This is a genomic window from Halorubrum ejinorense, assembly GCF_039522565.1.
In the GTDB taxonomy this organism is placed as follows: Archaea; Halobacteriota; Halobacteria; order Halobacteriales; family Haloferacaceae; genus Halorubrum; species Halorubrum ejinorense.
The window spans coordinates 70335-82219 of record NZ_BAAADQ010000009.1; the positions used below are offsets into that span (position 1 = coordinate 70335).

The 11885-nt window shown below is 69.1% G+C and carries 12 protein-coding genes and 1 tRNA gene; 5 read left to right on the plus strand and 8 right to left on the minus strand.

Annotation, left to right across the window (positions count from 1 at the left end):
• Window positions 1–28: 28 nt before the first annotated feature.
• Complete coding sequence (locus ABDZ89_RS09235; protein ID WP_343778471.1) at window positions 29–1138, plus strand: pyridoxal-phosphate-dependent aminotransferase family protein; 1110 nt, start codon at window positions 29–31, stop codon at window positions 1136–1138.
• A gap of 17 nt (window positions 1139–1155) precedes the next feature.
• Here the strand turns inward: ABDZ89_RS09235 and ABDZ89_RS09240 are convergent, their stop codons facing one another.
• The 4 genes from ABDZ89_RS09240 to ABDZ89_RS09255 form a co-directional block, all read right to left on the minus strand.
• Window positions 1156–1434 carry a hypothetical protein gene (locus tag ABDZ89_RS09240; RefSeq protein WP_343778473.1) on the minus strand — a complete coding sequence of 93 codons (279 nt, stop codon included), beginning with the start codon at window positions 1432–1434 and terminating at the stop codon, window positions 1156–1158.
• 67 nt (window positions 1435–1501) lie between these two features.
• On the minus strand, window positions 1502–1801 hold the full coding sequence (locus ABDZ89_RS09245; protein WP_343778475.1) for a DUF424 domain-containing protein: 300 nt from the start codon (window positions 1799–1801) through the stop codon (window positions 1502–1504).
• Window positions 1802–2683, minus strand: coding sequence for a tetratricopeptide repeat protein (locus tag ABDZ89_RS09250; RefSeq protein ID WP_343778477.1), 882 nt, complete (start codon window positions 2681–2683; stop codon window positions 1802–1804).
• A 195-nt stretch (window positions 2684–2878) separates the two neighbouring features.
• Window positions 2879–3487, minus strand: coding sequence for a DUF4397 domain-containing protein (locus tag ABDZ89_RS09255; RefSeq protein ID WP_343778478.1), 609 nt, complete (start codon window positions 3485–3487; stop codon window positions 2879–2881).
• Between the two features lie 372 nt (window positions 3488–3859).
• Here ABDZ89_RS09255 and ABDZ89_RS09260 point away from each other — a divergent pair, with 372 nt between their 5' ends.
• Window positions 3860–4555, plus strand: coding sequence for an SdpI family protein (locus ABDZ89_RS09260; protein WP_343778480.1), 696 nt, complete (start codon window positions 3860–3862; stop codon window positions 4553–4555).
• 94 nt (window positions 4556–4649) lie between these two features.
• On the plus strand, window positions 4650–5306 hold the full coding sequence (locus tag ABDZ89_RS09265) for a DUF7119 family protein (protein ID WP_343778482.1): 657 nt from the start codon (window positions 4650–4652) through the stop codon (window positions 5304–5306).
• An 11-nt stretch (window positions 5307–5317) separates the two neighbouring features.
• Here ABDZ89_RS09265 and ABDZ89_RS09270 read toward each other — a convergent pair whose 3' ends face one another.
• Window positions 5318–6637 (minus strand): M20/M25/M40 family metallo-hydrolase, encoded by a 1320-nt coding sequence (locus ABDZ89_RS09270; RefSeq protein ID WP_343778484.1) that lies wholly within the window; start codon window positions 6635–6637, stop codon window positions 5318–5320.
• 102 nt (window positions 6638–6739) lie between these two features.
• Here ABDZ89_RS09270 and ABDZ89_RS09275 point away from each other — a divergent pair.
• A tRNA-Lys gene (locus ABDZ89_RS09275) sits at window positions 6740–6813 on the plus strand.
• A 621-nt stretch (window positions 6814–7434) separates the two neighbouring features.
• Here the strand turns inward: ABDZ89_RS09275 and ABDZ89_RS09280 are convergent.
• From ABDZ89_RS09280 to ABDZ89_RS09290, 3 genes are all read right to left on the minus strand, one after another.
• Window positions 7435–8091, minus strand: a complete 657-nt coding sequence (locus ABDZ89_RS09280) for a lactate utilization protein (protein WP_343778486.1) — start codon at window positions 8089–8091, stop codon at window positions 7435–7437.
• Between the two features lie 315 nt (window positions 8092–8406).
• Window positions 8407–10059: a thermosome subunit alpha gene (thsA, locus tag ABDZ89_RS09285; RefSeq protein ID WP_343778626.1), complete on the minus strand. Its 1653-nt coding sequence runs from the start codon at window positions 10057–10059 to the stop codon at window positions 8407–8409.
• Between the two features lie 574 nt (window positions 10060–10633).
• Window positions 10634–11176, minus strand: a complete 543-nt coding sequence (locus ABDZ89_RS09290) for a KH domain-containing protein (protein ID WP_017343573.1) — start codon at window positions 11174–11176, stop codon at window positions 10634–10636.
• A 161-nt stretch (window positions 11177–11337) separates the two neighbouring features.
• On the opposite strand from ABDZ89_RS09290, the gene ABDZ89_RS09295 reads away from it, so the two are divergent.
• Complete coding sequence (locus ABDZ89_RS09295; RefSeq protein WP_343778488.1) at window positions 11338–11769, plus strand: GNAT family N-acetyltransferase; 432 nt, start codon at window positions 11338–11340, stop codon at window positions 11767–11769.
• The last annotated feature ends 116 nt before the right edge of the window (window positions 11770–11885 follow it).

Sequence of the window (11885 nt, forward strand, 5' to 3'; positions counted from 1 at the left end):
CGACGCGGTACGATCCAAGGTGGATCCCGTGACGAAGAAACGCGAATACCGCGACGACTACGACGAGAAGACGCTGTACATCCCCGGCCCGACGGAGGTCCGCGACGATGTCATCGAGGCGATGGCTCAGCCGATGTTCGGCCACCGAATGGACCGGATGACAGACCTCTACACGACCATCGTCGAGGACACGAAGGAATTCCTCGGCACCGACAACGAGGTCGTCATCCTCACCGGGTCCGGCACGGAGTTCTGGGAGGCGACGACGCTGAACCTCGTCGACGAGCGCGTCCTCGTCCCGACCTGCGGCGCCTTCAGCGAGCGCTACGCGAACGTCGCCGAGCGGCTCGGGAAGGACGTCACCCGGCTGGAGTACGAGTGGGGAGAAGCCGTCAAACCCGAGGACGTCCGGGAGGCGCTGGAGTCCAGCGACGAGGGGTACGACATGGTCGCGGGCGTGATGAACGAGTCGTCGACCGGCGTCCGCAACCCCGTCGAGGAGATGGGCGACGTGATAAGCGAGTACCCGGACACCTACTTCGCCGTCGACGCCGTCTCGTCGCTCGGCGGCGACTACGTCGACATCGACGACCACGACATCGACGTGATCTTCGCGTCGACCCAGAAGGCGTTCGCGATGCCGCCGGGGCTCGCGGTCTGCGTCGTGAGCGACGACGCCTACGACCGCGAGACCGAGAAGGGGGACTCCTCGTGGTACGGCGGCTTCCGCCGGACGATCGACTACTACGACCGGAAGGGACAGACCCACTCGACGCCCGCCATCCCGATCATGTTGGCGTACCGCCAGCAGATGAAACACATGCTCGACGAGGGGCACCGCGCCCGCGACGAGCGCCACCGCGAGATGACCGAGTACGTCCACGACTGGGCCGGCGAGCACTTCGCGATGTTCCCCGAGGAGGGGTACGAGTCGCAGACGGTCGCCTGCATCGAGAACACGCAGGGGATCGACGTGGCCGCGACCATCGAGGAGGTGAGCGAGGAGTACGACATGGCCTTCTCGAACGGGTACGGCGACATCGGCGAGGAGACGTTCCGGATCGGCCACATGGGCGAACACACCGTCGAGAGCGTGAAGGCGCTCACCGACGCCATCGAGGACGTCGCCGACCTCTGACGGGACCGAAAGGCGAGTCAGTCCTCGTCGCGGTCGCCGACCAGTTCGATCCGGTAGATGCGTCCGCCCGCGTCCGTCCGGTCGACGCCGACGACGACGAAGGCGTGGTCCGCGACGTCGACGATGTCTCCCGTGTCGAGCGGCGCCGTCGCGTCTTCGTCCGCGTCTCCGGCGACGGCGTCCGCACCGACGCTCAGGGCCGCTTCGCCCCGATCGATCGCGCGACGCCAGAAGGCGTCTGACGGCGGCCGCGGCCCCACCCGCGACGCCAGTTCGCTCCGTGTGAGTCGTCTCATCGGATTTGCCTCGTCGCGGGCGCCCTTAGCCGGTTCGGATCCGGCCGAGTCGACTCCCGGAGAACGCTCACAGCCAGAGCAGTTGCGCGTGTCGCGTCTCCTCGAACTCCAGGACCGTCTCCTCGTCGACGAGCCCGGCCTCGACGGCGACGCCGACAGATTCGGTGCCGACGATGTTCGCCACCTGCGCGCGCTGGAGCCCGTCGATGACCTCATCGCGGGTCGCCTCGACGGCGTCGTCCCCGCCGTAGAACTCCTCGCTCACGGTGAGCGTCACGGGGCCGTCCTCGTAGGTCTCGCCGAGGCAGTCGGGGTCACAGACGGAGACGAGCCGACCCTCGGCGGTCTCGCGCTCGCGCAACAGCATCTAAAAGCCCTCGGGACCCTCGCCTTGCAGCTCGCGTTCGGGGCCCGCGGCGTCGCCCCCGTCGCGACCGCCCGCACCGCGGCCGCCCGCTCCGGGTTGCCCGCCCTGCGGTCGACCGCCTCGACCGGGCGCCTGCCCGGTCTGCTCTTCGATCATCTCGCCTTCGGTCTCGCGCCGGATCTCCTCGGCGCGGTCGGCGACCTCCTCGGCCTGCTCGTGTTCGCCGGCCTCCTCGAGGGCCCGCGCCTTCTCCTCTAACACGCCCGCGTCGCGGTAGCCGAGGCGGATCGCGTTGTCGAAGCAGGTGACGGCGTCCTCCGCGAGGCCGCGCTCGACGAGGAGGAAGCCGCGGTTGTACCAGGCTTCGGCGAAGCGCGGGTCCGTCTCCACCGCGCGCTCGGCGTGTTCGAGCGCCTGCTCGCCCTGACCGGACTCCCAGAGCGCGTACGCGAGGTTGGTCTCGGCGGTCGCGGCATGTTCGGAGTCCTCGTCGATGCGCAGCGCCTCCTTGTAGGCGCCGATTGCCTGATCGAACTCCTCTAACTGGGCGTGGGCGGCGCCCTTGTTCACCCACGCCTCCTGTGCCTCCAGCGAGTCCTCGTCGGCGAAGCGGGCGGCGCGTTCGAAGGTCTCAGTGGCCTCCTCGAAGCGGTTGATTCCCATGTACGAGAGGCCGACGTCGACGAGCTGCTCGACGTCGACGTCCTCGCTGCCGATGTTCCGTCGGTCCAGCTCGTCGGTCAGCGCGCGCGAGTCGACGGGGTCGACGCGGCTCGGGTCCTCGCCGAGCTCCGGCGGCTCCAGCGTGAACGCGTCGTAGTCGGCGTCGACGCCCTGCCCCGAGGAGAACTCGTGGCCGTCGTCGTCGCGTTCGTCGGTCATACCATCGATTTAGCGGCCACGACGCGTAAGGGTTGCGTCGCACCGCACGCATCGTGGACGGTTCTCACGGCGGGGCGGCAGGTCGGGGTCGCCGTCGCCGGGAGCGCGTGGTGAGCGGGAAAATCGGAGCGTATCGGCGTGCCCGAGACGGGCACGCGTCGCACGTTCTAGGTCGGACGGCCGCCGCGCGGCGTATCAGGCCGCGATGGTGCGGTCGTCGGAGTCGGGGGTGACGGGGTCGGCCACGAGCGTGGCGTCGAGGCTGTCGTCGCCGAGCATCCCGGTCGCGAACACGGTGTAAGACGTCGCGCCGTCGAAGTCGACGTCCGAGAGGCGGAGGACGCTGTCCTCCGAGCCGGTCGGGCGGACGTCGATGTCGTAGGCGTCGGCACCGACCGTCGCGAACGAACTGTCGCCGAACGCGACGTGCTCGAAGAGGGTCGATCCGCCGGCCATGACGTCGACCGCGGGGGCGTCCGGGACCGTGTGGACGAACCGAATGCGTGCGTCGCCGGCGTCGACGGTGGAGCGGTCGTCGGTCATGACGAGCGCCTCGATGTCGGCGAGGGCGTTGATCGCCAGGACGGTGTAGCTCTCGCCGTCGGCGACGTCGAGCGTGGCGGAGAGGACCGCGTCGCCGCCCGTGGCGGGAACGATGTCGACGTCGTAGGAGCCGGCGTCGACGTCCATGTACTCGCCGAGTGTGCCGAAGGAGACGCCCTCGAGGAGCGAGTCGCCGTCGATACGGATGTCTACCGCGGGTGCGTCAGGGGAGAAGTGGCCGATACGAAGCTGAGTGATCATGATGTACAGTACAGTAGGACAGCTGAGTATATAAGGATAGTGAGATGTTAGATAGCACTGCGCGATAGCGGGGCGAACGCCGCCGTCGGCCGCGCCGTTTCGACGAGAGCGAACGCGTAGAAGGGACTTAGGGGCCCATATAACGTCGAATACTGCGTTCTCGGTCTCGACATTCCTTCGCGATTCCGCGCGTGTGTCACGGGACGCACGTTCGACGAACGGTCGTTCGGTCGCGATTCCTATCTGAATCAAGAAACTTCTGCGACCTATCGCGGGCGGAACGACTCTATCACGGACGAACGCGGTTCTCAGAGCCCAGAACGTCAGATCGGTGCCGTAGTTTTATCAGTTCGGGGCGCAGACGTTCGGTCGATGACAGGTCTCCGACTCTCGACGCGACTCCGGTTCGGCGTCGCGGCCCTCCTCGTCGCCGTCGGCGCCGCCGCCAGTCTCGCGACCGCACCGGACCTTCCGGAGCGAATGGTGACGACGTGGAACGGCGCCGGCGAGCCGACTGGAACGCTCTCCCGGACGGTCGGCATGTGGCTCGTGCCGGGACTCGGCGCGGCGCTGCTCGGCCTGTTCGCGGTGCTTCCGCGGATCGACCCACTCGGCGAGAACGTCGCCGCGTTCCGGGTCCACTACGACCGGTTCGTCGTCGTGTTCACGGCGTTTCTCACCGCCGTCCATCTCGCCGTCCTCGCGTTCAACCTCGGGTACCCGGTCGACGTGACGACGCTCGCGGTGGCGGGGTCGGCCGCGCTGTTCTACTACGTCGGAACGGTGCTCCCGCACGTCGAGCCGAACTGGTTCCTCGGGGTTCGGACGCCGTGGACGCTCAGCGACGACGCGGTCTGGGACCGCACCCACGCGCTCGGCGCCCGACTGTTCAAGCTGTCGGCGCTGATCGCCGTCGTCGGCCTCTTTTCCGGCGAGTACGCGGTGTACTTCCTCGTCGGCCCGGCGCTCGCGACCGCCGCGATCACGGTGGCCTACTCGTACGTCCTGTACGCGCGAGGCGAACGGGAGACCGACGCGGGCGACGAGGTCGGTCGGACTGCGAAGTGAACGGAGCGAGAGCGACCGGCGACGGTCGTCCGGCGTTCGGGCGAGTACGGCCCCGGTGCCCGGCGTTTATATCCGCGGCCCCGAAGGTGTTGGTATGACCGAGGAGTCACGCGCGGACCGACGGTCTCCCGTCGGCGAGCCCGTCGTCCGGTCGGACCCGGCGGTGACCGGCGACCGGGCCGCGGAGGCGGTGGGCTTCGACCCGAACGACCCCGAGAGCGTCGCGGAGGCGGCCGAGACGGTGGCCCGGTTCGCGGCCGGCGGCGTGGGCGACGACGACAACGTCTTAATGTTACGCGGCGCCGCCGCCTGCGCGGCGCTCGTCCGCGGCGTGGGGTCGTACAAGGACGCGGCGGAACGGGCGGGCGACGGCGTCTCCGTCGCGTTCATCCGGAAGTGGGCGCGGGTCCACGACCTCCCGCAGGCGATCCGTCGACAGGTCGCCAACGGCCGGATCGCACCGAGCGCCGCGAAGCACGTCGCGCGGCTGGGCGGGAGAGACCGATACCTGCTCGCGTGGGCGGCGATCGACGGCGACCTCACGGTCAGAGAGGTGCGCGCGGTCGCCTCAGCGGTCAACGACGGGGCCGACATCGAGACCGCCGTCCGCGACGCGGGCGTCGAACTCGGCCGGCTCCAACTTCGGCTCCCGCCGGAGACGTACGTCGAACTGCGCCGCCGCGCGTCGATGGAGAACGTCGATCCGGGGACGCTCGTCGCCGACGCGGTCGACGCGTACCTCGACGAGTAACCCGGGGTCGGCTACGAGTCGTCCGCGCGGTCGCTCGCGAACCGCACCGCGGCGGCGGCGATCGCTTCTCTCGCCCGCTCGACTTCTTCCCACGCGATCGTCTCGTCCGGGTAGTGCGCCTCGTCGATGGTGCCGGGACCGAACAGCACCGCCGGGATTCCGGCTCCGACGTAGTGGCGCGAGTCGGCACCGTACGTCGCGCCGCGCGGCTCGGCGTCCGGGATGCCGGCCTTGACGATCCCCGCCCGCACCGCCTCGACGACCGGCTCGTCGACGGCGATCTCCGCGGGCTCGAACTGGACGGAGAACCGCTCGAACCGCGGCGGGTGGTCGCACAGCCACGGGTCGTCGGCGACCACCGACCCCAGCCGCTCGCGGAACGTCGACTCGACCTCGGCGACGGTCTCGCCTGGGGCCACGCCGATCCGGAACTCGGCGGTGAGCGTCGCCGGGACCGTCGACGCCCACGACCCCGCCTCGACGCGCCCGCAGACGACGGGCCACGGGACCGGAAACTCGTCGTAGAGCGGGTGGGCGACCGATTCGGTGCGCTCTCGCTCTAGGTCGGCGAACGCCTCCCGCACGGCCTCGAACCGCGGGAGGACGTCCTCGCCCCGCCACCGCGTGGCCGCGTGCGCGCTCCGGCCTTCGATCTCCAGTCGGGCCATGAACGACCCCTCGGAGGCGACGACGGGACGCAACTCGGTCGGCTCCGCGACGATCGCCGCGTCGCGCTCGAAGGGGTACGGGTTCGCGAGCGCGGCGGTCGCCGCGCCGTAGCCCCCGTCCTCCTCGCCGGCGACGGCCTCGACCACCAGGCGAAGCCCCGACGCGGGAAGCGCGACGGAGCCGTCAACGACCCGCGCTCGGAGGTCGACGGCGGCGCCGATACAGGCCGCGATCCCGGACTTCATGTCGGCCGCGCCGCGGGCGGTGAGCGTCTCGCCGGCCGCGTCCGCCCCCCAGACCGGCTCGAAGGGATCGCTCGACCACTCGGTCGGCTCGGCGGGAACCACGTCGAGGTGGCCGTTCAAGACCAGCGTCGGCGTCGGGTCGCCGTCCCCGTCGACTCCGCGGGAATCGGCGGCGTCTCCGACGCCCAGTTCGAGGACGCCCGCGACGCTCCGCCGCCCCTCGACGGCCGCGGCGTCGAGGTCGTCGGGGAAGGAGGGGTGGTCGGCGAGGACAGAGGCGTCGGCGTCCCAGGCGTACGTCTCGAAGCCGAGGTCGTCGAGTCGGTCCGCGACGAACGCGGCCGCGGCCGCCTCCTCGCCGGCGGTCGAGCGATACCGGCAGAGATCGGCGGCGAAGGCGCGCATGTCGAACACCATGCTCGCGGCGACGACGGGGGGTCGGAAACCCTTTCGGGTCGGGCCGGCGGCTATCGCGGTTCTAAACGTTTATCCGTCGGCTGGCCGTACAGCGATTCGTCTGGGCCGGTAGCTCAGTTAGGGAGAGCGTCCGGCTTTTAACCGGACGGTCGGGGGTTCGAATCCCTCCCGGCCCGTACAGTGAGACGGTGAGCAACGCGAACCGTCGAGTGAACCGGTCGGGAGGGATTCGGAGAGGCCAGTCGCGCGGAGTGAGCGAAGCGAACGAGCACGTCTGGGCGTGGTTCGAATCCCTCCCGGCCCGCTGTACCGCCGCGAGCAAAACCGCGAGCGGCGGTGCTGTGCGAAGGGCGGGATTCGAATCAGGGAGCGGGAAGTGAGCGAGCGCAGCGAGCGAACGAAGGCGACCGTGGTTCGAATCCCTCCCGGCCCGTACCCCTCGCGGCGAGCACTCCGCGAGCCGCGAGGCCGTCGAAAAGAGAGGGATTCGAACCCGAGGAGTCGCGCGCAGCGAACGGAGTGAGCGAGCACGTCTCCACACGGTTCGAATCCCTCCCGGCCCGCTGTACCGCCGCGAGCAAAACCGCGAGCGGCGGTGCTGTGCGAAAGGCGGGATTCGAATCAGGGAGCGGGAGGTGAGCGAGCGAAGTGAGGCGAACGGGCGCGACTGGCCCACGCTCGCTCCGCTCGCGCGGATCCCTCCCGGCCCGCTGTACCGCCGCGAGCAAACCCGCGAGCGGCGGCTCACGAGCGTCGAAACCGGGAGAAACGTGCCGCGTCGCCGCGGTGAGCCGGCTTCAGTAGCCGAGCTGCTCGCGCACGAGGACGATCGTCGTCCGGCCCTCCTCGGTCTCGCGGCGGTAGACGAGCTGTTTGGCGATGGCGGATTCGACGCCGTACGCCTCCTGTGCGCGCTCGTTCTCCAGCGGATACGCGACCGACTCCAGGCGGTCGAAGGCGTCCGAGAGCGTCGGAACGATCTTGTTGATCCCGGTGACGATGACGACGTTGCCCGCGGCGAACGGGTACGCGCCGATCCGGCTCCCGGAGAGGTCGGCGGCGACGAGCTCGCCGGTCTGCGCGACCGCGTTGATGCCGCCGAGGAAGTAGTCCGCCGTCTGCGACTCCCGCCGCGCGGTCTGTCGCTCCGCGTCGTCGTCGATGCCCCATATCTGGTCCGGCAGGCTCTCCCACTCGTGGTCGCCCTCACTGAGGAACTCGTCGAAGCCGATCTCTTCGAGCGTGGTCGAATGACCGTTCATCACGGAGACGCTCGCGGGGATCTGGGCTTTCACGGTCTCTAACGCCTCCTCGGCGTCGTCGACGACGATCACGTCGAAGCCGCGCTCCTCTAGCTTCGCGACCGTCTCCTCGACGGTCTCGTCGTCGGGAAGTTCGTCCAGTTCCGCGTCGATCTCGGCGTCGTCCGCGTAGTCGGCTTTCTGCTGTGGCATGGTGAACGTGAGAACCTCGTCGAAGGATAGGAGGGTCGGGAGTCACTTAATCGCTCGCGGACACCGCCGTCCAGTGGTTACGCCGGTGTTACCCTCCTGTCGTACGAGGCGAATGTGGGGAACAGTGACGCGGCACGTGGTCGGAGGCGGCCGGGACGCTCGGGTCGAACGACGAGCGGAACGCTCGGCGACTGAGTCGTCGATAAAAGTCGCATGTCGTCGGGGCCCGAAGGCGGGCGCACGACGGTCGGTCTGCGGACGGTGCGGTGAGGCGACTGCGGTCGGCGTGGGTGGTGTAGTTGTCCTATCGGACGCTTACATCGCGCCGCCCATGCCGCCCATGCCGCCCATGCCGCCGCCCATGCCGCCGGGCGCGCCGCCGGGGCCGCCGTCGTCGCCGCCGTCGTCGGTGCCGCCGCCTTTGAGGTCGCCGGCCGCAATGACGTCGTCGATGCGGAGGATCATGACGGCCGCCTCGGTGGCGGACTCGATGGCCTGGGTCTTGACGCGGAGCGGCTCCACGACGCCCTCGGCCTCCATGTCGATCACGTCGCCCGTGTAGGCGTCGAGACCGGCGCCGAACTCGCCGCCGTCGTGGCGGGAGCGGAGGTCGACCAGCGAGTCGATGGGGTCGAGACCCGCGTTCTCGGCGAGGGTGCGCGGGACGACTTCTAAGGCGTCGGCGAACGCCTCGACGGCGAGCTGCTCGCGGCCGCCGACGGAGTCGGCGAAGTCGCGGAGCTGCAGCGCCAGCTCGGCCTCGGGGGCGCCGCCGCCGGGCAGCACCTTCCCGTCGAGCAGCGTCGTGCGGACGACGCCGAGCGAGTCGTCGATGGCGCGCTCGACCTCGTCGACGACGTGTTCGGTGCCGCCGCGGAGGATGAGCGTGACGGACTTCGCCTCCTCGACGTCCTCGACGAAGATGCGCTCGTCGCCGCCGATGTCCTTCTGGGCGACGGAGCCGGCGAAGCCGAGGTCGTCGGACTCGATGTCGTCGAGGTTGGAGACGACGCGGCCGCCGGTCGCGCGGGCGAGGCGTTTGAGGTCGCCGGACTTCGCGCGGCGGACGGCGAGGATGCCCTCCTGCGCGAGGTAGTGCTGCGCCATGTCGTCGATGCCGTCACCGACGAAGACGACGTCGGCGCCGATGTCGGTGAGGTGGTCGACCATCTCGCGGAGCTGCTCCTCCTCCTGGTCGAGGAACTGCTGGAGCTGGTCGGGGTCCGTGACGTTGACCTCGGCGTCGATCTCCGTCTCCTTCACCTCGATGGCGCCGTCGAACAGCGCGACGTCGGCGTCCTCGACCGCGAAGGGCATGTTCTCGTCGACGCGCTCCTTGTCGACGATGACGCCCTCGACGAGCTCCGACTCGTCGATGGAGCTGCCGACGACCTTCTCGACGGAGACGTTCTCCGTGTCGATGCCGTCGTCGTCCCGGACCGCGAGGACGGCGTCGACGACGAGCTCGGCGAGGAGGTCCTTGGAGTTCTCGGCGCCCTTGCCCGTCATCGCCGTCTCGGCGATCTCGACGAGCGTGTCGCGGTCGTCCGCGGAGACGTCGATGGCCTCCTCGTCGAGGATCTCCTTGGCCTTCTCGGCGGCCTGACGGTACCCCTGCGCGAGGGTCGTCGCGTGGATGTCCTGATCGAGGAGCTCCTCGGCCTGATCGAGGAGCTCACCGGCGACCACGACCGCGGAGGTGGTGCCGTCGCCGACCTCCTCCTCCTGCGTCTCGGAGACCTCGACGATCATGTTGGCCGCCGGGTGGTCGATGTCCATCTCCTTCAGGATGGTGACGCCGTCGTTCGTGACGACGACGGACCCGCCGGAGTCGACGAGCATCTTGTCCATCCCTTTCGGGCCGAGCGTGGTGCGGACGGACTCCGCGACCGCCTTGCCGGCCGTGATATTCATGTTCTGAGCGTCCTTTCCGGATGTTCGCTGCGACTCCTCGGAAAGTACGATCATGGGCTGATTGCCCATCCGCTGGCGCTGTGACATTACAACCATTGATTGTTTGTGATTCTATATAAACCTTCCGCTCGGGTCGTGCGGAACCGCAACACGGTGGGGGAGTAACGGCTGGTGTGCGGTGCGTTCACACAGCCCTTTATATAGAACTCCAGATCAACTATCGGCCGTTGGTCGCTTATAAACAGACCGCGGTGGCGCGTGCCTGCGAGCGGCCGCTAGGCCGCGAGTCGCGAGGGACCGGAGGTCCCTCCGGCAGCCGGCGCTACGCGCCGGCGACGAAGCGAGCAACGAGGTTGGGGAGGCGTGAGGCTGCGGTGCTGTGCGGTGTGGGGCGGGATTCAAAGGGGCAGTCGTGAGGCGGGCGCAGGCGACGCGAGCACCGCAGCGAGCAGCGCGAGCGAGGAGCGCGGCGAGCGTGCGCCCGCCTCACGACTGGGGCTTTGGCGGTGGTCGCTGTCGATCCGCTGTCAGCAGTTTATACGCGATCGACCGGGCCGCCGGAAACCGTCGCAGCGAAATCAGTCGGAAGGAAACAGAACCGATCGGCGACGCTGACACCGGATACCGATTACTGCGGCGCGTTGAAGCTCACGTCGTCGTCGAGCTCGTTCGACATCCGCTCTAAGTAGGAGTACACCGCGCCGTGCGGGGCGCCGTCGAGCAGCATCCCGACCGCTCGGCGGACCACTTCGAGCTCCTCGGGCTGGCCGACGGCGCCCACGGTCGAGCCGTAGACGACGACGTTCGCGCCCGACAGTTCCTCGATCAGTTCGCGCGTGCGACCGTTCTCACCGATGATCCGGCCCTTCTTGCGCTGGAGGTCGTTGTCGTTGCGGGTGTGCTCCGAGAGGTCGATCAGGTCGAGCGTCCGGAGGTCGTGGTCGAGGATCGACAGCGCCGTCTCCGGCTTGAAGCCGCGGCCTATCGCTTTGATGATGTCCGGTGCGACCATCGCCGCGACGGGGTCGTCGCGCTCCTCGATGGCGACGCTCCCCGACTCCGAGTCGATGTCGAGCCGCACGTTCGCCCGCTCTTCGATCTCCCGCATCGTCTCGCCGCCGGCGCCGATGACGACGCCGATCCGGTCCTGCGGAACCGTCACGTGTTGCATACGACGGAGTACCCGGCGGAGCCTTTTAAGCGTGTTCCGGTGACGACGACCGCGGGAGGCGGTAACGCGCCCGTAGCGCGGTGGACGCGGTCGAACACGACGCGAGACAACGTTTCTCACACCTGCCGAGCGTATTTACCGGAAAGCGTCCGACTCGGACCATGGAAGTTCGTCGACCGACCGACGAGACGGACATCGAGGAGTCGATCCGGGTCCACGGGCTGGCGTGGCGGGCGGCCTACGACGAGATCCTCCCCGAGGCGGTCCTCGACGAGACGACGGTCGATCCGACCCCTGAGGACGTTCGGAGCTGGACGGACCGGCTCGACGACGGCGACCGCGGCGTCGTCTTCGTCGCCGTCGACGACGGCGTCGTCTGCGGGTTCGTCGACGTACGCTGGGGTGCGGAGAACACGAAGCCGTTCGTCGGGGCAGACGAGGCGGGCGTGAAGGCGATCTACGTCCGTCCCGATCGGTGGGGCGAAGGGATCGGTTCGGCGCTGCTCGACCGCGCGATCGACGCGGTTCCGGACCGGGTGGAGGCCGTCCGACTCGAAGCGTTCGCCGAGAACGACGTCGGTGCCCGGTTTTAAGAGGCCCGCGGCTTCGAGCGGGTGGACGCGGGCGAGGCCGAGATCGGCGGCGGGACGTACCCGACCGCTATTTACGCCCGCGAGGTCTGACCCGAACCCGCGGTCGGGGCCGCGGC